The organism is Streptomyces sp. NPDC055239 (assembly GCF_053606205.1).
Window position 1 is genome coordinate 838911 of sequence record NZ_JBSGRD010000001.1, and the last position, 20877, is coordinate 859787.

At 70.1% G+C, this 20877-nt stretch carries 17 protein-coding genes; 10 read left to right on the top strand and 7 right to left on the bottom strand.

Going from position 1 to position 20877, the window contains the following annotated elements; all coding sequences use genetic code 11:
- Positions 1-139 precede the first annotated feature (139 nt).
- The 5 genes from ACWFRJ_RS03430 (at position 140) to ACWFRJ_RS03450 (ending at position 5541) form a co-directional block, all read left to right on the top strand.
- Positions 140-1345, top strand: a complete 1206-nt coding sequence (locus ACWFRJ_RS03430; RefSeq protein WP_453524497.1) for a 4-oxalomesaconate tautomerase — start codon at positions 140-142, stop codon at positions 1343-1345.
- Positions 1342-2367, top strand: coding sequence for an amidohydrolase family protein (locus ACWFRJ_RS03435; protein WP_453524498.1), 1026 nt, complete (start codon positions 1342-1344; stop codon positions 2365-2367). The genes ACWFRJ_RS03430 and ACWFRJ_RS03435 overlap by 4 nt, the downstream gene beginning before the upstream one ends.
- A gap of 78 nt (positions 2368-2445) precedes the next feature.
- On the top strand, positions 2446-3129 hold the full coding sequence (gene ligK, locus ACWFRJ_RS03440) for a 4-carboxy-4-hydroxy-2-oxoadipate aldolase/oxaloacetate decarboxylase (RefSeq protein WP_453524499.1): 684 nt from the start codon (positions 2446-2448) through the stop codon (positions 3127-3129).
- A gap of 34 nt (positions 3130-3163) precedes the next feature.
- The gene (locus ACWFRJ_RS03445; protein WP_453524500.1) at positions 3164-4111 is read left to right on the top strand and encodes an amidohydrolase family protein; all 948 of its coding nucleotides are present in this window, start codon (positions 3164-3166) and stop codon (positions 4109-4111) included.
- A 53-nt stretch (positions 4112-4164) separates the two neighbouring features.
- Positions 4165-5541 carry an MFS transporter gene (locus tag ACWFRJ_RS03450; protein WP_453524501.1) on the top strand — a complete coding sequence of 459 codons (1377 nt, stop codon included), beginning with the start codon at positions 4165-4167 and terminating at the stop codon, positions 5539-5541.
- An 85-nt stretch (positions 5542-5626) separates the two neighbouring features.
- Here the strand turns inward: ACWFRJ_RS03450 and ACWFRJ_RS03455 are convergent, their stop codons facing one another.
- Entirely contained in the window at positions 5627-6115 is a 489-nt protein-coding gene (locus ACWFRJ_RS03455) for a beta-class carbonic anhydrase (protein ID WP_453524502.1), read from the bottom strand.
- A 179-nt stretch (positions 6116-6294) separates the two neighbouring features.
- Positions 6295-7209 (bottom strand): helix-turn-helix domain-containing protein, encoded by a 915-nt coding sequence (locus tag ACWFRJ_RS03460; RefSeq protein WP_453524503.1) that lies wholly within the window; start codon positions 7207-7209, stop codon positions 6295-6297.
- Between the two features lie 185 nt (positions 7210-7394).
- Between ACWFRJ_RS03460 and ACWFRJ_RS03465 the strand changes: the two genes are divergently transcribed.
- Positions 7395-8303 carry an NmrA family NAD(P)-binding protein gene (locus ACWFRJ_RS03465; protein WP_453524504.1) on the top strand — a complete coding sequence of 303 codons (909 nt, stop codon included), beginning with the start codon at positions 7395-7397 and terminating at the stop codon, positions 8301-8303.
- Between the two features lie 27 nt (positions 8304-8330).
- Here ACWFRJ_RS03465 and ACWFRJ_RS03470 read toward each other — a convergent pair whose 3' ends face one another.
- Complete coding sequence (locus ACWFRJ_RS03470) at positions 8331-12104, bottom strand: CHAT domain-containing protein (protein ID WP_453524505.1); 3774 nt, start codon at positions 12102-12104, stop codon at positions 8331-8333.
- Positions 12105-12186: 82 nt separating this feature from the next.
- Here ACWFRJ_RS03470 and ACWFRJ_RS03475 point away from each other — a divergent pair, with 82 nt between their 5' ends.
- The gene (locus tag ACWFRJ_RS03475) at positions 12187-12582 is read left to right on the top strand and encodes a hypothetical protein (RefSeq protein WP_453524506.1); all 396 of its coding nucleotides are present in this window, start codon (positions 12187-12189) and stop codon (positions 12580-12582) included.
- A 10-nt stretch (positions 12583-12592) separates the two neighbouring features.
- Entirely contained in the window at positions 12593-13516 is a 924-nt protein-coding gene (locus ACWFRJ_RS03480; RefSeq protein WP_453524507.1) for a hypothetical protein, read from the top strand.
- Positions 13517-14057: 541 nt separating this feature from the next.
- Here ACWFRJ_RS03480 and ACWFRJ_RS03485 read toward each other — a convergent pair.
- Positions 14058-14411, bottom strand: coding sequence for an ArsR/SmtB family transcription factor (locus tag ACWFRJ_RS03485; protein WP_453524508.1), 354 nt, complete (start codon positions 14409-14411; stop codon positions 14058-14060).
- An 86-nt stretch (positions 14412-14497) separates the two neighbouring features.
- On the opposite strand from ACWFRJ_RS03485, the gene ACWFRJ_RS03490 reads away from it, so the two are divergent.
- A complete protein-coding gene (locus tag ACWFRJ_RS03490) occupies positions 14498-15358 on the top strand; it encodes an SDR family NAD(P)-dependent oxidoreductase (RefSeq protein ID WP_453524509.1) in 861 nt (286 codons plus the stop codon).
- A 484-nt stretch (positions 15359-15842) separates the two neighbouring features.
- The gene (locus ACWFRJ_RS03495) at positions 15843-16799 is read left to right on the top strand and encodes a DUF4331 family protein (protein WP_453524510.1); all 957 of its coding nucleotides are present in this window, start codon (positions 15843-15845) and stop codon (positions 16797-16799) included.
- A gap of 353 nt (positions 16800-17152) precedes the next feature.
- On the opposite strand, the gene ACWFRJ_RS03500 is transcribed toward ACWFRJ_RS03495, so the two are convergent.
- The 3 genes from ACWFRJ_RS03500 to ACWFRJ_RS03510 are packed head-to-tail and all read right to left on the bottom strand — an operon-like array spanning position 17153 to position 20673.
- Positions 17153-17929 (bottom strand): AroM family protein, encoded by a 777-nt coding sequence (locus ACWFRJ_RS03500; RefSeq protein WP_453524511.1) that lies wholly within the window; start codon positions 17927-17929, stop codon positions 17153-17155.
- A gap of 20 nt (positions 17930-17949) precedes the next feature.
- On the bottom strand, positions 17950-19632 hold the full coding sequence (locus ACWFRJ_RS03505; RefSeq protein WP_453524512.1) for an OPT/YSL family transporter: 1683 nt from the start codon (positions 19630-19632) through the stop codon (positions 17950-17952).
- Between the two features lie 48 nt (positions 19633-19680).
- On the bottom strand, positions 19681-20673 hold the full coding sequence (locus ACWFRJ_RS03510) for a DUF1177 domain-containing protein (RefSeq protein ID WP_453524513.1): 993 nt from the start codon (positions 20671-20673) through the stop codon (positions 19681-19683).
- Positions 20674-20877 lie beyond the last annotated feature (204 nt).

The window sequence follows — 20877 nt, forward strand, 5'->3', positions numbered from 1 at the left end:
GTGCAGGTGAAGCCTAGAGCCGTGGGGGCTCAGGGCGCGCCCTGGGGGACTTCTTTTGTAATTTCATCAAACATCTTGTCAACAATCTGGTTGATGATCTAGTTTCCTCTGCGTATCCCCAGTCGACGAAGGAGTGCCGATGCCTGCCGAAGCAGTCGCCCGGACCCGCGGGGCGCGCCGCCACGGCTCCCAGACCGCGATTCCGTGCCTGTTCATGCGAGGCGGAACGTCGCGGGGGCCGTTCTTCGACGCGCGAGCGCTGCCCGAGGACACCGGGCTCCGTGACGCCGTACTGCTCGCTGCGATGGGATCACCCGACCCGCGCCAGATCGACGGTGTCGGCGGCGGGCACCCGCTGACCAGCAAGGCCGGCATCGTAGGGCCGGGCACGGAACCCGGCGTCGACGTGGAGTGGACCTTCGTCCAGATACAGCCCGGCGGGAACGCCGCCGACACCTCCGCCAACTGCGGCAACATGCTGGCCGCCGTGCTGCCGTTCGCCGTCGAGACCGGCATCGTCGTCCCCGACGCCGACCGCACCACCGCCCGTGTGCGTACCCGCAACACCGGCATGGTCGCCGAGATCACTGTCGCCACCCCACTGGGCACGGACGGGACGCGGTACGTCGACTACCAGGGCGAGGTCCGTATCGACGGTGTCCCAGGCACCGCCGCTCCGGTCGAGATCGGCTTCCTGGACACGGCCGGCTCCGTCGCGGGATCCCTGCTCCCCACCGGGCGTACGCGCGACACCGTCGAGGTTCCCGGATGCGGCGCCGTCGATGTCACTCTGATCGACAACGGCCAGCCTCTGGTGATCGTGGCAGCCGAGCGCCTGGGCGCCACCGGCTACGAGACACCGGCACAGATCGACGCCGACGGCGGGCTCAAGGCCCGTGTCGAGGCGCTGCGCCTGATCTGCGGCGAAGCCATGGGCCTTGGCGACGTCACGGAGAAGAACTACCCGAAGATGACGCTGGTGGCGCCGCCGCGCCACGGGGGCACGCTCTCCACGCGCAGCCTCATCCCACGGGTGTGCCACCAGTCCATCGGCGTGCTCGCCGCCGTCACGGCTGCGACCGCCTGCGTACTCGAAGGCAGCGTCGCCCGTGACGTCGCCGCCGAAGTGTCCGGTGCCGCGGATGTGTCCGGCACGGAGCCCACCGTCTCCGTAGAGCACCCGTCCGGAGAGTTCAGCGTCACCCTCGGCCTCGCCCCTGACGATCCCCAGCGGGTCACGCGCTCCGCTCTCCTTCGCACCGCTCGTCTCATCATGGCCGGCGACCTGCTGATACCCCGATCCCTCTGGGACCCCACCCCCACCGCTCTGGAGAACACCGCGTGATCATCGACGTCCACGGCCACTACACGACGGCGCCCGCCCCGCTGGGGGAGTGGCGTCAGGCCCAGACCGCCGCGCTCACCGACCCGGCACAGGCGCCCGACCCCGCGGGGCCCGCCATCGGCGACGACCAGATCCGCGAGTCCATCGAGACCAACCAACTGCGTCTCATGGACGAGCGAGGCATCGACGTCACCGTCTTCTCCCCCCGCGCCTCGTTCATGGCCCACCACATCGGTGACTTCGCCACCTCCTCCGCGTGGGCCCGCATCTGCAACGACCTGTGCCACCGCGTCGCCGAGCTCTACCCCGGGCGATTCGCCCCCGGCGCGATGCTGCCGCAGTCACCGGGGGCCGATCCGGCCACCGTCATCCCCGAACTCGAACGCGCCGTCCTCGAGTTGGGCGCCGTCACCGTCAACATCAATCCGGACCCCTCCGGCGGCCACTGGACCGCGCCACCGCTGACCGACCGGTCCTGGTACCCGGTGTGGGAGAAGCTCTCCGAGCTGGACGTGCCGGCCATGGTGCACGTCTCCACCAGCTGCAATCCGGCCTTCCACACCACCGGGGCGCACTACCTCAACGCCGACACCACCGCGTTCATGCAACTGCTGGCCGGGGACCTGTTCGCCGATTTCCCCGAGCTGCGCCTGATCGTCCCGCACGGCGGCGGAGCCGTGCCGTACCACTGGGGCCGATTCCGGGGCCTGGCGCAGGCGCTGGGCAAGCCGGAGGCGGTGGAGTCACTGCTGCGCAACGTCTTCTTCGACACCTGCGTCTACCACCAGCCCGGCATCAACCTGCTCCTTGAAGTGGTCCCGCACGCCAACATCCTCTTCGCCTCCGAGATGATCGGAGCCGTCCGCGGCATCGACCCGCACACCGGCCACCACTTCGACGACACCCGCCGTTACGTCGAGAACGCGGGCCTGTCCGACGAACAGCTGACCGCGATCGAAGAACGGAACGCCAGGCGTGTCTATCCCCGCCTGGACGCGCGCCTGACCGCCCAGGGCCGCTGAGCCTCCGCGGCCCTCGCCTCCACACAGCCGGGTTCCGCCCCCGATCCGACCACCCACGACAGCGCAAGGAGCCACACCATGCACGAACTCGGAGTCGTCCACCGCACCATCGAACGGGCCGACCACGCGGCGGTCGAGGCCCTGTCCCGGTTCGGGGTCGCCACGGTCCACGAGGCCATGGGCCGACTCGGCCTGATGCGTCCCTGCATCCGGCCCGTCTACGAGGGCGCGAAGCTCTGCGGCACCGCCGTCACCGTACTGCTGCAGCCCGGCGACAACTGGATGCTGCATGTGGCCGCCGAGCAGGTGCGGGAGGGCGACGTCGTCGTCGCCGGCTGCACCACCGAGAGCGAGGACGGCTTCTTCGGTGAGCTGCTCGCCACCTCACTGCGCGCCCGTGGGGCCAAGGGCCTTGTCATCGACGGCGGCTGCCGCGATGTCGACGAGCTGCGGCAGATGGACTTCCCCGTCTTCTCCCGCGCGATCAACGCCAAGGGCACCGTCAAGGCCACACTCGGTTCGGTCAACGTTCCTGTCGTCGTCGCCAACGCGCTGGTCAACCCGGGTGACGTGATCGTCGCTGACACCGACGGCGTCGTCGTCGTGCCCGCCGCCCAGGCCGCCGCGGTGGCCGAGGCGTCGGCGAGGCGCGAGGCCGCCGAGGAGGGCAAGCGGGAACGGTTCAAGGCGGGCGAGCTGGGCCTGGACATGTACGCCATGCGCGGACGTCTCGCCGAGCACGGCCTGACCTACGTCGACTGACACAGGTCGACCGACAGTACGAGGAGCACTCCCGATGACCGACCAGGACTTCGACCAGGATTTCGACCAGGACTTCGCCGTCACCCCCGGCTGGCTCGACTGGTACCGCGGCCCCACCAAGCCCGCCTTCGCCCTGCCTGCGGGAGCCGTGGACGCCCACTGCCACGTGTTCGGCCCCGGCGCCGAGTTTCCCTTCGCGGCCGAACGCAAGTACACGCCCGTCGACGCCTCCAAACACGACCTGTTCGCCCTCCGTGACCACCTGGGCATCGCGCGCAACGTCATCGTGCAGGCCACCTGCCACGGCGCCGACAACAGCGCCCTGGTGGACGCCCTGTACAGCGCCGGTGACCGGGCCCGGGGGGTGGCGACCGTGCGCCCCGACGTCAGCGACGAGCAACTGCGGCGCCTGCACGACGCGGGAGTGCGAGGGGTGCGCTTCAACTTCGTCCGACGTCTGGTGGACGCCGCGCCCACCGAGGCCCTGGCGACCATCGCCCGCAGGATCGCACCGCTGGGATGGCACGTCGTCCTCTATTTCGAGGCTCCGGACCTGGCCGACCTGGAGACGTTCTTCGCCTCCCTGCCCGTTCCCCTCGTCATCGACCACATGGGCCGCCCCGACGTCACCCGGAGTCCTGAAGGACCGGAGTTCGCCCGCTTCCTGCGCTTCGTAGAGACCAACGACGTCTGGGTCAAGGTCTCCTGCCCCGAGCGCCTGACCGTCACAGGACCGCCCGCCCTGGACGGCGAGCGCCACGCCTACCGTGACGTCGTGCCGTTCGCCCGCAAGGTCGTCGACGAGTTCACCGACCGGGCCCTGTGGGGCACCGACTGGCCCCACCCCAACCTCAAGAACCACATGCCCGACGACGGTCTGCTGGTCGACCACATCCCGCATGTCGCCACGACCCCTGCCCGGCAGCAGGCCCTGTTGGTCGACAATCCCCGGCGCCTGTACTGGCCCGAAGAGGCCGGCTGACCGTAATCCACCGGCCCGGCAACGGTGCCGCGTCCCCATCCCAGGAGCGTGCAGTGCAGCACACCCCCGCCACCAACGCGGCCAACCGGCTCGACCGGTTGCCCATCTCGAAATTCCACAAGACCACGCTCTACGCGGTGGCGTTCGCCTACTTCTTCGAGTTCGCGGACATCAACACCTTCGCCATCACGGCCCCCGTGGTGCGCGAACAGTGGGGCTCCGGTGTCAATCACATCGCCTATGTGACCTCGCTGTCCTTCGTCGGCATGTTCTTCGGGGCCGTCGTCGCCGGCGGCCTGGCCGACCGGCTGGGGCGTCGGCGCATGCTCATCGTGACCACGTTCTGGTACACCGTGTGGTCCTTCGCGTGCGTCTTCGCCTGGGACATCTGGTCCCTGGGCGTCTTCCGCGTACTGACCTCGGCGGGCCTCTCCGCGATGACCGTCGTCGCCGTCGTCTACATCAGCGAGCTCTACCCGCGGGCCAAGCGCGGAAAGTTCCAGGCGTACGCCATCGTCATCGGCATCTGCGGAACCCCTGTCACCAACCTCATCGCCTCCGCTGTCGTGCCCATGTCCGACTGGTCCTGGCGCCTGGTCTACCTGTGGGGCTCGATCGGCTTCCTGTTCCTGTTCTTCGTGCGGAAACTCGAGGAGTCTCCGCAGTGGCTCGAGTCCCGCGGCCGCCACGAGGAGGCCGATGCCATCCTGACGCGCATCGAGGCGGGTGCGGCAGCCGAGCACGGTGAGCTGCCCGCCGCGCAGAAGCCGCAGCCGCAGGGTCCGGTCGGCAGGACCGGTCTCGGGATGCTCAAGGACAGAAAGTTCCTGTTCCCCACGATCCTGCTCTCGGTCCTGTGGATCACCCAGACCATCGGCTTCTTCGGCTACTCCAGCTGGGCGCCGACACTGCTGGCCGCCGAGGGCGTCAGCGTGGAGGACTCGATCTTCTACGTGGCCCTGACGACGGTCGGCGCACCGCTCGGCTCCTTCCTCGCGGCGATGGTCACCGACCGGTTCGAGCGCAAATGGTGCCTGGTGGTCTTCGGGCTGATCATCGCCGCGTCCGGTCTGCTGTACGGACTGACGTTCACCCCGGTCCTCATCGTCGTGTTCGGGTTCATGGTCAACCTCTTCGAGCGCGGCTACACCGCCCTGGCCTACGCGTACTCGCCGGAACTCTTCGACACCCGGGGCCGCTCGCTCGGCACCAGCATCGCCTACGGCCTGGGACGCCTTTCGAACGCGGCAGGACCGCTGATGATCGCCGGAATCTACAACGGCGTCGGCTACGAGGCGGTCTTCATGTTCATCGCCGGAACCTGGATCGTCGGAGCCCTCGTGCTGGCCGTCTTCGCCCCGGCCACGCGCCGCCGCCGACTGGCGGCGGAGGCCCAGGAGAAGCAGGAGTCCGTCCCGGCGCCATCCTGAACGCCGGGTGAGTCTCGGGGGAGTTTCTCGGTGAGCCCGGAGCCGGCCAGTCGGCGGTTCGCGCGTCTCTCAGATGTGCCTGGCCTCAGACCACTTCGCTGAGTTTGCCGTTGGCCACGTCGAAGACGAACCCTCGAACGTCGTCCTTGTGCACGATGAACGGGTCGGCTTTGATCCTGGCGACGGACTGCCGCACATCCGTCGTCAGGTCGGTGAAGGCTTCCGCCGCCCACGGCGGTCGGATCCCTGTCTCGCGCTGGATCTCGTCCTTGAAGCCGTCATCGGTGAAGGTGAGCATCCCGCAGTCCGTGTGGTGGATGAGGATGATCTCGGTGGTGCCGAGCAGACGCTGGCTGATGGCGAGTGAGCGGATCTCGTCCTGCGTGACGACGCCGCCCGCGTTGCGCACGACGTGGGCTTCGCCTTCGTGCAGGCCGAGAAGCGCGTAGACGTCGAGTCGTGCGTCCATGCAGGCCAGTACAGCCACATGCTTGGCGGGTGGCAGAGGCAGCGGGCCGGAGAAGGACTCCGCGTACAACGCGTTGTTGGCCAGCAGTTCATCGGTCACAGACATGGTGATCCCCTGTTCTTCTGTGTCGTCCTGGGGGTGCTTCAGGGATGCGCGGCACGGGCGAAGAGCGCCTCGTGCCAGGCACACGGAAGTGACCTAGCGACAGAACAGGTCGAACAGATAGGCGCGGCGGGAGGGCCAGAAGGACTCCAGCGCACCAGGGATGGCGAACACGAATCCAGTTAACCCCCGTCACATCCTGCTGGCAATGAGACCCTTGTTCGGAAGCCGCCGGTTTCCGGGTCCGGACGGCCGGACGGCAGCGCCGGGGATGCCAGGCGGAGCAGGGCATCAGAGGTCGCACCGTCCGCCGGGTGGAAGGCCCAGATCCTGTGGCCCTCGCTTCCCGGCAGTTCCAGGACGTGCTGGTCGAGTGCGAGCGGTCCGACCCCGGGATGGTGGAACAGTTTGTGGTCGATCGCCTTCTCGTAGAGGTGGTGCTCGACCCAGGCGTTTCTGAAGACATCGCTGTGCGCGGCCAGTTCCTGCAAAAGCGGTGTCAGGCGGGCTGACCCCGCTTCAGATCCGGCCTGTGCGCGTAGGGCCGCCACCATGCAGCGGGCGAGTTCGGGCCACTCGGTGAAGAACGCCTGCGCTCCGGGAGCGAGGAAGACCAGGCGGGCGTAATTGTCACGGGGTTCCAACCCCGCGTGGAGAAGATCGCCGAGTACGTTGCTGTCCACGATGTCGAGCCATCGGTTCACCAGCAGAGCGGGCACCGTCATGGAGCCAAGGAGTTGGTGCACGGCATCCAGGCGATCCGTGTCCATGCGGGGCGCCTCCGCCTCTGTGCCGACGGCACCCCCTGTATCGGAGAGTTCGCGCAGGTGACGCGCTGCCACGGCGTCCAGCAGCAGTGCCTTGCACAGGCCCTGCACCACCGCGTGGGACGGTCGGCGTTCCCTTCCCTGTTCGAGGCGCACGTAGTAGTCGGTGCTGATCCCGGCCAGGAGTGCCACTTCATCTCGCCGCAGTCCGGGCACCTGGCGTTGTGCCCCGGGGGCAAGGCGGTGATGTTCAGGCCGCACCTGATTCCGTCGGGCGCGCAGGAAGGCCGCCAGTGGTCCGCCGCTGCTGTGCTCCCTTGAAGCCTTCATGCCACCAGCGTAAGGACGAGGCGTTCACCGGGACGGCTGGGTTTCCGGGTGGGTGTATCGCTCCTACCCGCCCGGTTCGCCGGGTGGCTAGCGTTTCGAACGCCTGCCGAGAAGTCGGATGTCAGCGGAGCTACGGCCTCGCTTCCCGGCACCAGTACAGACAGCCAATGAAAAGAGATACGTCGATGTTCGTCATTACCGGCGCCAGCGGCCGCACCGGAAGGGCTGCTGCCCTGCACCTGCTCGCAGCCGGATGCCGGGTCCGAGCCGTCGGCCGGTCGGCCCAGCGGCTCTCCGACCTTGCCGCACGGGGCGCCGAGGTGTGGGAAGCCGACCCGATGGACCCGGCCGCGCTGACGAATGCGTTCAGCGGCGCGGAGGGCATCTACGCGGTGATCCAGCCCAACTACATTCCCGACCACCCCGACTTCGGCGCCTTCCAGGACGAGGCGGCGGCCTCGCTGACCAAGGCGGTCACCGAGTCAGGCGCAACCCGGGTCGTCGGGCTCAGCAGCTGGGGAGCCCGGCACCCCAAAGGCACAGGACCGGTCATGGGGCTCCACCGCTTCGAGCAGCGCCTTTCGGCCGTCCCCGGAGTCGACACGCTGTGGCTGCGGGCCGGCTATTTCATGGAAAATCTGCTGGACCACATCGACACCGCCAGGGCGCACCACCGCATCAGCGCCCCCTTCGATCCCGACGTTCCCCTGCCCTTCATCAGCACTGCCGACATCGGTGCCCGAGCCGGGGAGGAACTCGCCACCGGGACCTGGCACGGAACGGAGGTCCTGGAGCTCCAAGGGGAACGCGACGTGAGCCTGCGGGAAGCCGTGGGCGTGATCGCGAACGCTGTGCGTGCACACACCCTCACCTATGAGCAGACCAGCCTCGCCGACTTCCATGCGGACCTCCGCAGCAAGGGCGTGTCCGTCAACGTCGCGGACATGATGGCCGAGGTGGGCGAAGCCATCAACTCCCGGTACACGCGGACGGAACAGCCGCGTACCGCCCGCACATCGACCCCGACCTCCATCGAACGCTTCATCGAGGAAGAATTCGCTCCCCGGTACCGCGCGGCGGCCCGACGGGATTGAGGGCCTGGCTGTCGAGATGGCGAGTCATCAGGGCCCCGCGTGTACCTGGCAGGCCCACAGGCTCGGCGTCTGGGGATAGGTGTCGCGCAGGGTGCGTACGGCGCGGTGCAGGGCCTCGGCCGTGCGGGCGACGTCCAGTGTGCCGTCGCCGCTGTTCAGGGTGCCGTACACACGGAGCGCGACTTCCGCCCCGATCACGTCGTCGACGTGCCACAGAGAGCCGACGACATGGGGGAAGCCGGCCATCTGGAAGGCGCTGACGATGTGGACGGCCTCGTCGGCGAGTTCGGGGCTGGTGCGCAGGGTGTCACAGGCGGACAGGTAGGCGAGCCGGACCGACGGCAGCCGCAGCCGGGCCAGGTCGCGGACGGTCAGCGGGCGTTCGGTGTGGTCGTGCAGGACGAGCCGGCTGCCTGAGGCGCGTTCCAGGTCGCCCAGGGCATGGCAGGCGAAGTGGGCGTAGTCGTGGCGGTGCAGGGCCGAGACGACCGCGGAGTGTGTGGCGGATGCGTCCGCGAGCAGCGTGGCCCGGGGGAGCAGGCGGGCCAGGTGGTCGGCCTCGCGGCGTGCGCCGGGGAGCGGGGCCTGGCCGGTGGCCTGCGCGACGCTGACGACGAGGGTTCCGGTGCCCGCCGGGCGGGCGGCGCGTCGGCGGGCGTGGTGCAGGGCGCGCAGGGTCGGCGTGTACGAGGAGACCACCCGGTCCAGGGCGCCCGGAGCGCCGCCCGCGGGCGCCGCCGCGTGCAGCGGCAGGGTGCCGAGGAGGCCGCCGGGCGACCACCACACGCGGGTTGCCGCGGGGAGGCGGTCGAGGACCGGGCCGGTCACCGCCTGCCACAGCCAGGCGAGGGTTTCCCGTACGTCCTGCTGCGCGCGCTGCGACTGCTTGCGGGAGGTCCCGGGTGCCTCGATGCGGATCAGCGCGTCCTGGAAGGTCTGCCGACGTGCTGCCGTCGTCCGTGGATCGAGGCCGGGGAGCGGAACGGCGTCGATGGAGTGCTCGGCGACGACCAGGGCGTCGCTGCCGTACGGGGAGATATTGACCAGGACCACCGGGCCCGCCGCGGCCGTGGCGCGCAGTTCGTCCTCGTCCCAGTCCCGCACCGGACGCAGCAGGCCGAGGCCGGGGTGCTCGGCGCGGATCCGGGCGGTGAGGTCCCGCCACTCGGCGGCCAGTCGCTGCCGTACATCGGCGCGGGCGTCGACGGGGCCGGACGGTTCCTCCGCCACGAACCCCTGGCTGTCGGTCGCCGTGTCGAGGGCCTCCCGGAGCTCCTCGAAGCGGTCGGCCAGGCCGGGGGCGCTCTCCCGGAGCCGCGTCAGATCGCTGTCGGCGTCGAAGGCGTGGGAGAGGATCACGCCCCTCGCCTGTTCGAGCAGTCCGACCGCGAGCCCGGGCCGACCGCAGCGCACCGCGCAGGCAGCGGCGGCGGCGCCAAGGCCGACGGTGCGGCTCAGCAGGAACTCCTGGTCGTCGCGGACGAGATGGCGGGGCGCGACAGAGTGCAGCAGGTCGACCGCCACGACATAGCCGTCCAGGGCACCGCCCCAGTCACCCAGCTCCGCTCGGACCTCGCCCCAGGACCGAGCCGCGTCCAGGCGCAGGACGGGCGCGCACTGCTGCTCCAGGGCCGCTTGCCGGAACCGCTCGGCCGCTTCGACCAGGTCGGCCCGGCGGCGACGGCGGCGGGGCCCCAGGTCGCGCAGGGCGCCGCCGAGGTTCGACAGGCGCTGCGTGCGTGTGGAGTGGCCGGGCGGAGTGGCCTCGACCGCCCGGCGGTACAGCGCGACCACCTCGTCCCGGCCGCCCGACGACAGCAGGGTACGGGGGCTCAGGAGCCGTGCGCCCGCGGCCACCGTGAGGGCACCGGGCAGGTAGGGGGAGTTCGGAGGCAGCTCCGCGATCACCGCGGCGGTCAGCTCGCGGGCCTCGCGCGCCTCGTCGATCCGCATCGTCTTCGAGACGCGGATCATCAGGGCGGCGGCGAGGTTGTGGCGGCGCCGGGGCAGCATCGGGTCGCCCTCCGGGGTGAGGGCGAGCGCCTCCCTCAGGAGCCGTACCGCCTCGTCGAGTCGGGCCACGGGGTCGGGAACACGCTCGAAGCCCGCGATGAGGCTGAGCCCGGTCGAGCTCAGCAGCGCCGCCCGGTGCGCCGGGCCCATGCCGGGAAGATCGAACGCCCGCCGTCGGCACTCCTGGGACTCGCGCAGGTCGTCGCCGTCCTCGGTCAGCAGGTGCCGCAGACTCAACGCGGCACCGAGGTTGAGGAGCCGCAGTCCGAGCGAGCCGTGCCCCTCCCGGGTGAGTGCCACCGACTCCCGATGAGCCAGCACTGCCCCGTTCAACTCCTCCGGCGTTCCCGAGCGTTGATGGCAGGCGATCAGCACCAGACCCATGTTGTTGAGCGCTGCGGGACGGTCCGGGTGGCCCGGCGGCATGAGCGCCTCGGCGTGCCGCAGCTGTCGCACCGCCTCGTCCAGATCCGCCCCGTTCGCCTTCGGGTCGCGCAGGTAGCGGTGGTACAGGGCCATCGCGGGAGCGATGAGCGGCAGTCGCGGGCCGTCCGCCGTCTCCTCGGAGGCCAGGGAGCGGTCATGGAGATCGAGCGCCCCGTCCAGATCGGCCTGGGAGCCGGTCGCGACGGAGCGGGCGCGCAGAGCGTTGCCCAGTGCGTTGCGCAGGGAGGCTGACTCGCCCGGATCCCTTGCCGCCCGCAGGGCCTCGGTGAACACGGCGATCGCCTCGTCCAGATCCGCCACGCGGCCGGTGTGGTGCACCCTGAGGACGAGCGCCATGCCCAGGTCGTGGCCCGCCGCCGCGGGCCCCTTCGGATGGCCGGCGACAGCCTGGCGGCACACGGCCACCGCCTCGTCGCACTCCTCTGGCGTCGCCCCCTCCACCTGCCGCAACAGCACAAGCGCCGCTCCCAGGGCGCTGAGGCAGTGGGGCAGATGCGGGTCACTGGGCGGCAGTTGGGCCAGTACGTCCCGCGCGATGCCCACCGCCTCGTGCAGGTCCTCGGCATCGTGCGAGTCCAAGTAGCGGTTGAGGAGCTGGCGGCCCAGACCTAGGAGTACGAGGGGCCGTTCGGGGGAGTCGGCCGGGATCCGCTTGAGAGCATCGTGGACGAACCGGACCGGATCCCCGTCCGCCAGGTCCCCGAACGGCCAGGTCGCCCCCGTGAGGGGCACGATGCCGGCCACGCCTCTGAGCCGGTCCGGGAACCGGGGGTCGTACTCCGGTGTCGCGAGGACAGCGAGGCTGCCGAGCCCGATCACGGTCGCGAGCCGGACCTCGTGCGAGAGCGGCATGGCGGCCAGCGCCACGGCCAACTCGTGGAGCCGGCGCACGGCCTCGGAGGCGTCCGGCGGCGGGTTGTGCTGCCGCCCCTCCACGACGATCTCGAACGCGGCGACCTGGGCCGCCCACTCGTGCGGGCCGTCCGCGTCCGCCGGGTCGGGGTGCACGACGGGATCGTTGGACGCGTAACTCGCCGCCAACTCCGGCGGTACAAGACCCGGGTCGGCGACCCACACCGGGTAGAGCAGCGTCCCGGCCATGCACCCGTGGACGGCGCCGCCATCCCCCGGGGCGGCCATCGCGCGGGCGACGCAGAACCAGCCTGCCGCGTGCCGGGCCTCCATGTCGGTCCTCGTGTCGCAGGTCCTCAGCAGTCCCCGGAGTTCGGCATCCGCGAAGGGGCCGAACACCACGTCCGCGTCCACACTCCCGTCCGCCGTCTCGGCCCGGTCGAGACGCACGCGAACCGCATCGAGGAACCACTCCCGGTCGTACCTCACGACTTCGCTCCCCCCCGGCCGTCTACTCCGACGGCGTGTCAACTCCCCCTTAACTCTGCCTGATCTACGGCACACTTGGACCATGACCGCATCTCCCGACTTCCCCCGACCCGACCGCGGTGCGGCAGCGGCGCTGTGCGCGCTGCTCGGCTCGCCGGAGGACTTGCGTCAGCCCGGGGTCCGGGAGACGGCCGAGCGGGCACGGGACTTGCTGCGGTCAGGCGCGGACTCCGACGAACTCGCCGCCTGCTTCGGTGCCCTGGACATGCTGCTGCGCCAGACCGGGGACGCACGCGGCCTTGTCAGCGACTCCAGGGGCGGGGAAGCCCCCGGCATCACACCCCACATCAAGGTGGCCGTATGCCCGGGACCGGCCCAGTGCGCCCGCGTCGAACGGGCCCGCGACCTGCTCCCTGCCCCGCACTGCGCCGTCAACGACACCCGCATGCGCAAGAGCCGCCTTGGACCCGCACGGTGACCCCGCCCGCATGAACCCTCTCCTCGCCACCCTGGGCGGCAAACTCACCGAACGCTGGCTGAACCTGCTGGTTCTCCCCGGCGCCCTCTTCCTCGCCGCCACGGCCGTCGGCACCACCCTGGGCCACCGCCACTGGAACGACATCGACCGGCTGCGCACCACCCTGGACGACCTTGCCACCCGCCCCGCCCTCGACCGCACCGGGACCGCCGCACTCCTGGTCGCCCTCGTCCTGCTCACCGCGACCGCGGCCTCACTCGCCGCGCAGTTCCTCGGCGGCGTGATCGAGCAGTACTGGCTGCGCTTCGCCCGCGATCCGCTGTCGCACGCTCTCGTCGACCGGCGCAGGCGGAAGTGGGGGCGCAGGGAGCAGGAGCTCGATGCGGCCTATCCCGTCACTCGCACCGATGCCGAGGACGGCGACGCGGTGCCGACCCCGGCCACGACCTTCGCGCAGATCCAGGCCCTCACCGATGCCCGCAACCGCGTAGCGCTGCGCAAGCCCACCCGCCCCACCTGGTACGGCGACCGCATGCAGGCGACGGCAGACCGCGTAGAGGCCGCCTACGGCGTGGACCTCGCCGCCCTCTGGCCCCGCTTGTGGCTGATCCTCCCCGAACCCGCCGTACGCCACATCCAGTCGGCGCACGACTCCTTCAGCGCCGCCGCCCGCCTCGCCGCCTGGGCCGTGGGCTACGCCCTGCTCGCCTGCTGGTGGTGGCCGGCCGCGCTGGTCGCTGTCGGCTGCGCGGCGGTCGCCCGCTCCCGCGCCCGCGGCGCCCTGGAAGCGCTCGCCGGGCTCATCGAGGCCGCCGTCGACGTCCACGGCCGGGAACTGGCCGGGCGGGTCGGCCTGATCGGGGCGGACTCGGCGGGGCTGCTCGGCCATGAGGAGGGGGACCGGATGTCGGAGCTGTTCAGGAAGGCCGAGTGAGGGCGCGGGCGTGAGGGCGCGGGCGATCTCCTGCGTGTCCTTCGCGGTTCGCATGTCTCACGAGACGGGGGCTCCCGACGACGCGGCGAGCGATGCCGGGCCGGGTGGCGACCAAGTCGCGCTCGCCGGCCTGCCGTTCGTCGCGTCGCGATTCTCGGACGCCCGGCGATGTACGCGTCGGGGAGTGACCGCTCTCCACGAACTTGGTGCACGCGAATCCGTAGCCGTTGTTGGGGTGCGCCCACAGGCGGTTGGTGTGGGAGGCGGTGTCGTGGCTCAGGGCGATGAGGTCGTCGTATGCGTCTCGGTCCGGTCTCCGCGGTGGGTGATCTTCGCCCGGGTCCAACGCCGAACGCATCCGAGCCTTCGACGCCGCGGCTGCGTTCGGCCTCGACGTCACCGTCATCCCCTGCGGCCACACGGCGAAGCACGGCGGCTGCTACGACATCTCCCTGGACGACCTGCCGAGTTCGCGCAGGCTTCCCACCGCTTCGCTGGCCCGCCACGAACTGGGCCGGCGCGCCGCCGAGCTGAGATTCTCTCAGCCCTGAGGTGACCGGGGCGGCGCGCTTTCTGCGAGGACGAGCGCCAGCAGACCAGGAAACCGTGCGTCGAACTCGGGCCGACGAAGCCGGTTGAGTCTGCGCGCCCCCTTGTCCACCTGTTCCAGAAGCCCGGCGGCGCGTAGTACAGCGAAGTGGTGGCTTGCGGTCGCTTTCGAAACCGGTAGGTCGAATGTTCCGCACGCCCGGCTGAAGTCCGGTTCACCGGCGCATGCGCGCAGGATCGAGCGGCGTACCGGGTCGGAGAGGGCGTCGAGTGCGTCCTGCAGGCTCACCTCTGTCGGGTCGGCATGAACCAGGCTTCTGGTGCGGCGCGCGACCGGCTCGGTCATGGCGGCCCCTTCCTCTGTTTGACATGTTCGATAGACATCGTACAGTTATCGGTGTTCGACCTACGTCTAACTTAATGAGGTCAGCCATGTCAGCGTCGATCATCGGACCGCACGTGGCGGTGGTCACCGGAGCCAGCCGAGGAGCAGGCAAGGGCATCGCCCTCGCACTCGGACAGTCGGGTGCGACGGTCTACGTGACGGGACGCAGCCGCCGATCGTCCGACTCGCCCTACGGCGGCACGATCGCGGAGACCGCTGCTCTCATCGACGAAGCGGGCGGCAAAGGCGTCGCTGTGGCCGTCGACCACTCCGACGATGAAGCCGTGGCGGAACTGTTCGCCCGGGTAGGGCGCGATCACGGCCGCCTGGACATCCTGGTCAACAACGCGGCCCAGGTGGTCAACGCCGCTCCCGCCGGGAGGTTCTGGGAACAGTCGCTGGATGCGGCCGATCTCCTCACGGTCGGCCTGCGCTCGCACTATGTCGCAAGCTTCCATGCCGCACCCCTGCTCATCGCCAACGGCCGCGGACTGATCGTCAATACAGGGCATTACGGTGCTGTGTCCTATCACCTGGGACCCGCCTACGGCGCCCAGAAGGCCGGTGCCGACAAGATGGCCGCCGACATGGCCAAGGACCTGCGCCCCCATAACGTCGCCGCTGTCTCGATCTGGATGGGCGGCCTGGACACCGAGCGCGCGCGAGCGCACTTCGCAGCGCTGCCCGCTGAGGCCAGACCGCCCGGCAGGCGCGAATCCCCGCAGTTCACCGGCCGGGTGGTAGCGGCCCTCTACGCGGCCGACGATCTCATGCAGCTCTCCGGCAGGGCGCTGATCGGAGCTGAACTGGGCGCGCACCTGGGAATCACCGACATCGACGGCAGCGCCCCGCTCTCCCTGCGCTACACCAGGGGCGGGCCACCCGAACTCCACCGCAGCCTGTACTGACGTCTCTCGACGGCCTCACATTGAGCCTTTCCCGCCTGCGCGAGGTGCAGGGTGAGGACGGCAAGGCTCGTGATGGGCGTGGTGGAGCAGCGCTTCCATGGTCGTCAGGATCGCTGGTTACCCCAACCGGGAATCGTCGGCTGTGCTGCGGGCGCTTGGCAGGGATGTCCTGACTGCCGGGGGAGTGGTTCGGGACCCTTGGCACCCGCCGGACACTGCGCCGTCAACGGCCGGCCCGGCGCAGCTCCGACCACCGCGAATACGCCGGATGACGGATATACAGCCGCTGGCGACAGGCAGATCGTTGCTCTCGACGTTCCTTGAGCCATGAGGGATGCGATGACCTGCACATAGGTCGGCAATGGGCGATCGTCCCGGGTGGGAGGGCAATGCCGAGACGCTGCGATTCCCGCGACGAACCGCCAAGGCTCCACCGCATCGCCGCGCAATTCGGTCAGTACAGCCACCTGATGGGAGTCGCGAAATGGCACACCACGTCTCCGGCCTGGGCATCAGCCCCACGAGCATGGACCCCAGGAGTCACATCACCGACCTCTACGTATTTCAGAAGCCAGGCGATGCGAGCAGAACGATCCTGGTGATCAATGTCAATCCGACCTCGCCGATCACCGACGACGCCGTCGACCACGAGTCGGTCTACGAGCTCGGCGTGGACACCGACGCCGACGCGGTCACCGACATCGCCTTCCGCATACGCTTCTCACGCGTACAGGAGCACGCACAGACCGCAAGTGTGCAATTGGCGACCGGCCGGGAGGCTGCGGCCAGCCTCGATGCGGGAGACACGATCCTTCTCGATGCACCAGTCACCTTCGGCGCCGAGCCGCGGATCACGGCGGCCGGCGACTTCAGGTTCTTCGCCGGGCTCCGCAGCGACCCCTTCTTCGCCGACCCGGTCGGTGCGAACAGTAAATTCCAGTGGACCGGCAAGGACTTCTTCGCCGACAAGAACGTGTTCGGCATCGTGCTGGAAGTCCCGAACAGCGCGCTCGGCCCGAACCGGCAGGTGGGTGTCTGGGCCCGAGTCCTGGTCCCGCACGATGGCCGACTGGTCCAGGGCGACCGGGCAGGGCGGCCCGGGATCGACAACAACTTCAATCAGGATGACGACGACAAGCGAGTCTGGAACCAACAGGAGCCGTCCCACGATCGCGAGGGCTTCCTCGACAAGTTCGCGCACGTCTTCGAGCACGCGGGCCACCCCAAGGACCGGGCCAACGCACTCGCGGAAAGCTTGCTCCCCGACCTTCTGACGTATGACTGCGCCAGCGCCGAAGGATTCCCCAACGGCCGTAACCTCACCGACGACGTCATCAACTTGGGGATCGCCCAGCTGAGCAACGGCGCTGTGCCCCACGACGGGCTGCGGCCTCACACCGACCTTCGCACGGACTTCCCCTTCCTGGGGAATCCGCACTAGCGCGGCTGACACGGAACCGACGCCCGGCCCAAACCGGAAGATTGCTGACAAGTGGCAACTGCTGAACGACAAGACCAAACGCACGCGGCCGTGCCGGTGACCCCGGCGAGATCGCTGAGATCGTCTCGTGCCTGGTCGGCCCTGCCAGTTCCCACGTCAACGGCGCCGTCCTGTTCGCCGACGCCCTCGCCCGGCACCTGGTCAGGGCCGGGCACACCGTCACGGGTCTGTCCCGCACCGACACCGCCGCGACCACGCTCGCCGACCGGGGCATTACCCCGGTGGCTGGCGATCTGGACGCGCGCCGGACCGACACGATCGAGGCGACCCGGCATGACCGAACGGGCATGGGCTCAGTCCCGCGGGGCTGTTCCCACGGACGCCGCTCCGTGGGCGGCCTCGGCCGCCAACCGGATCGCGAGGGCGCGGGCCAGCAGGACCGGACGGCCCGCCGCCTCGGCCGCCGCGCGGCGCATCGACTCCGTGTAGCCGACGCAGTCCAGGACGACCCAGCGGCTGCCGGCCTCGGCGAGGCGGCGGGCCGCCGACGCTGCCTGTGCGTGCGCGTCCGGTGCGTACGGGTCGCCCGGCTCGGCGCGCACGCGGCCCGGCAGCAGTACCGACCAGCGTCGCTCCACGTCCTCCCGCTGGGCGGCCAGCGGGCACACGATGCCGACGGGATCGTCACCGGTGAGGGCACGCACGCCCTGCTGGACGAGGGGTTCGGCGTACAGGAGGGGGCGGCGCGCGGGTACGGGCGGGAAATTGCCCGTACACAGCAGCAGCGTCACCGCCGCGCCGTCCGCCTCGCACCGTGCGACGGCGTCCCGCATGCGTGGGGCCAGCGCGCGGTGGCCCAGCAGGACGGAGGTGCCGTCTCGCAGCCGTGAGATGAGCGGTGCTTCACCCGGTTCGGGGGCCAGCGCGTCGCGCGTCGCGTTCCCTGCCCCGCCCTCGAACACGTCATCGTCGAGAGCACCGTGCTCGTACCGTTCCAGGCCGCCCAGCCACGGCTCGACGTCCCCGGCCAGGTCGGCCCTGGGAGCCTGACCGATGGTCACCATTCCGAGCCCCGTCGTCCCCATCCCCGTCGTCCCCATCCCCGTCGTCTCCGTGCCCGTCGTCCCCATGCCTTCACCGTCTCCTTGTCTCACAGAACCTTGTAGATCTGGCTCACGTCGTTCAGGGAACTGCCCGCCACCAGGCCGGCGCCGACCAGGGCAAGGTCGTTGTCCGCGTCGGGCTGCGTGCTCGCCTTCGCCGACGGGTCCTCGTTGCCGCGTGCCTTCCAGCGGGAGTACGCGACCCGGACGGCGAGAGCACCCAGCACCAGCCACCCCGCCTGTGGGGTGGCGACGAGCAGGCCGGTCGCCAGGAGCACGCCCATCTGGCGGGACGAGCCGCCGAAGAACTGGATCAACGCGCCGGGGATCGCCCACAGCGCCATCATCGTCAGCGCGTGGGTGTCGGTCAGGCCCGCCTTGATCGTGTCGACGTACACCTGAGCGACGGGCGGCACCCGGCCGTCCGAGAAGAACGGCTTCCAGGCGATCATGACGACCACGATGGCGACGGCGAACCCGACGAGCTGCGCGATGTACTGCTGGCGCCGTCCCGCCATTTCGTACGGGTGCCACGGCAGGGCCCCCTTACGCAGCAGCCACCCTGCCTTGAAGTCGAAGCCGACGTCCGCGAAGGCCGGTCCCGTGGAGGCGGCGTACCCCACCAGCAGGGCGAGCGGCACCATCGGGATGCCGAGGACGAGCCCCAGGATCAGGAAGATCAGCGTGACCGCGAACGCGGGGAACCAGCCCGAGTGCATCGCGGCAAGGCCCACGATGAGCTGGTGGACGAGCGCGGCGGCGCCGGCAAGGAGCACCCATCCCACGAGGCCCCATCCGCCCATGTCGGCGGCGACACCTCCCATCAGGGCGACGAGCAGGGCGCCCACCAGGAACAGGACGAGGCCCTCCAGGAGTCCGCGCCGCAGACGGCTCCCGTCGACCGTACGGGTCTCCTCGTCGAAGGCGTCCGCCCCCACCGGGGGGCGCTGCGGTGCCGCTGCCCGGGAGCGCGACTTGCGGTCCCGCATCATGAGCACCGCCTGCACCAGTGCGACGAGACCGGCTCCGATCATGACTCCGTGCGTCACGTAGTTCGCACCCAGGTCGACGTGGAGGAGGCTCGGCGCGTACTGCGCGACCAGCAGACCGACGCCGAACATCAGCAGCGCCCAGATGTTGCCGAGGAAGGCGACGCCCGCCGCGCTCATCGGCAGCTTGAAGAGGGAGCCGACGACGCCGACGACCGCGCTGATCCCCAGCAGCTTGGCCTTGCGGCCACCCTCGTCGCCCGCTTTGATCGTCTCGGCCGCCGCGATGCCGGCGGGCCAGGCCGCCGATGCGGGGAGCAGCCTCGAGTCGAAGACCCGGTAGAGGACCCAGCTGTCGACGGCAAGACCGATGACCGCGCCGCCGAGCATCGGCCACACGAGGCCGGGCTTGCCGAGCAGGAACGGCACGGCGATCGGCGTGACCAGGGAGTTCGCGGCGGCGAACGTGGAGCCGGAGATCGCGGACTGGACAAGGTTCTGCCGGTGCGGATCGCGCATTCTGGCCAACGCGGCGAAGGGGATGCGCCCGATGAGCATGGCGATCAGCGCGCCGATCACCGAGGTGTTGGGCGCGATGCCCAGAGTGGTGATCAGCACCAGGCCGATGACCGCGCCGAGCACGCTGAGGAGCACCGTCACGATCAGCGTGACGGGTTCCAGGGCTCTGGGATGTGACCGGGCCTGCGCGGCTTGTGCCGCCGGAGGTGATGTGTTGCTCATGGGGGCTCCGTGCTCAGGTGGGACCTAGGCCTTGTCGGCGGGGACGTCTCAGCCCTCGGTGATTCCGACGGTCGACTGAAGGCGCGTCATCGGGCCGTACAGGGCTACGAGGCGCTCGTACTCCTCCGGGTCGTGGAAACGGGCGACTCCCCGTCCGTACTCCTTGGCAGCCTCGACGGCGAAGCGGCCTGCCGCAGCGATGTCGCTCTCGTGGCTGGCGCCCGTGGCGCAGCCAGCGACGGCGGACTGGGCCGTCAGCGCGAGGCCCACGACGGGAGCGGAGGTGGCCACGCAGGGCTGCATGATCGAGTTGATGTGGTGCACCCCGTTGCCGTAGGGGGTGATGTCCTGCGTGGTGATGGGCAGCACGTGTGCGGCCTCGCCAGTGACGGTCTCCAGGACGTCGAGCAGGTCGTCGCTGACCCGCAGGATCCATCCCTCCTTGACCGTCGGCGACAGGGCCACGCCCCGGTGGTTGAGCAGCCGGTTGCCCTTGGTGGTGTCGATGGAGACGACGGCGTCCATGGCCTCGTCGATCTCCTGGCGGTTGCAGTCAAGGGTCGAGACCGGCGAGTCCATGAACGGTACCGGGTCGTGCGGCCGGGTCGGCGCGTCCGGGCAGACGTGGGTGCTGAGGATCACGTCCCCCTGGAGCACGTCGCCGCGCCCGTACATGTCGAGGAGCTTGGCGGCGGCTGAGAGGGCGGCGACGGCTCCGTCCGCGTCGGAGACGATGCCGGTGCGCTCGGGGCGGGCACCGACGCCGCCGAGGCGGCCGAGGATGCCGAGGGTGGGGGCGCCGCCACCGGAGCGGGCGCCGTCGCTGCCGGGAACGACGACCTTGACGAAGTCGGTGCCGCCCTTGGGGCCCTCCACACGGGTAACCGACACCTCGACCTGTTCGAACACGGTGGCGGGCGCGGGGTGGTCCGCCTCCTTCGCCGCGCGGTCGAGCACGCCCCGCAGATGGGCGGCGAGCGTGTGTCCGTCGGCCTGGGGGCGGTCGAGGAGTTCGATGACGTCGAGTACGTGCTTGAGCACGGTGGCTCCCTGGTGCGTAGTGGCGCTGTGCGTAGTGGCGCTGTGCGTGCGTGGTGGTGCTGAACTGAGCTGAGGTGCTGAGAAGCGGTGCCTCTCGATGTGATGCGGATCCGCACACGCTCTCTCCAGGCCCTTCAGAGCGCAACTGTTTCCCTATATGCGAGATACCGGATCCAATATGGGAATCCGCATGGGTAGGGTGCG

What these genes read in the sequence shown, in the direction of transcription:
- ACWFRJ_RS03430 (WP_453524497.1), top strand. Translation starts at nt 140, where the DNA reads ATGCCTGCCGAAGCAGTCGCCCGGACCCGCGGGGCGCGCCGCCACGGC.
- ligK (WP_453524499.1), top strand. Translation starts at nt 2,446, where the DNA reads ATGCACGAACTCGGAGTCGTCCACCGCACCATCGAACGGGCCGACCAC.
- ACWFRJ_RS03445 (WP_453524500.1), top strand. Translation starts at nt 3,164, where the DNA reads ATGACCGACCAGGACTTCGACCAGGATTTCGACCAGGACTTCGCCGTC.
- ACWFRJ_RS03455 (WP_453524502.1), bottom strand. Translation starts at nt 6,115, where the DNA reads ATGTCTGTGACCGATGAACTGCTGGCCAACAACGCGTTGTACGCGGAG.
- ACWFRJ_RS03460 (WP_453524503.1), bottom strand. Translation starts at nt 7,209, where the DNA reads ATGAAGGCTTCAAGGGAGCACAGCAGCGGCGGACCACTGGCGGCCTTC.
- ACWFRJ_RS03465 (WP_453524504.1), top strand. Translation starts at nt 7,395, where the DNA reads ATGTTCGTCATTACCGGCGCCAGCGGCCGCACCGGAAGGGCTGCTGCC.
- ACWFRJ_RS03475 (WP_453524506.1), top strand. Translation starts at nt 12,187, where the DNA reads ATGACCGCATCTCCCGACTTCCCCCGACCCGACCGCGGTGCGGCAGCG.
- ACWFRJ_RS03480 (WP_453524507.1), top strand. Translation starts at nt 12,593, where the DNA reads ATGAACCCTCTCCTCGCCACCCTGGGCGGCAAACTCACCGAACGCTGG.
- ACWFRJ_RS03485 (WP_453524508.1), bottom strand. Translation starts at nt 14,411, where the DNA reads ATGACCGAGCCGGTCGCGCGCCGCACCAGAAGCCTGGTTCATGCCGAC.
- ACWFRJ_RS03490 (WP_453524509.1), top strand. Translation starts at nt 14,498, where the DNA reads ATGTCAGCGTCGATCATCGGACCGCACGTGGCGGTGGTCACCGGAGCC.
- ACWFRJ_RS03495 (WP_453524510.1), top strand. Translation starts at nt 15,843, where the DNA reads ATGGCACACCACGTCTCCGGCCTGGGCATCAGCCCCACGAGCATGGAC.
- ACWFRJ_RS03500 (WP_453524511.1), bottom strand. Translation starts at nt 17,929, where the DNA reads ATGGGGACGACGGGCACGGAGACGACGGGGATGGGGACGACGGGGATG.
- ACWFRJ_RS03505 (WP_453524512.1), bottom strand. Translation starts at nt 19,632, where the DNA reads ATGAGCAACACATCACCTCCGGCGGCACAAGCCGCGCAGGCCCGGTCA.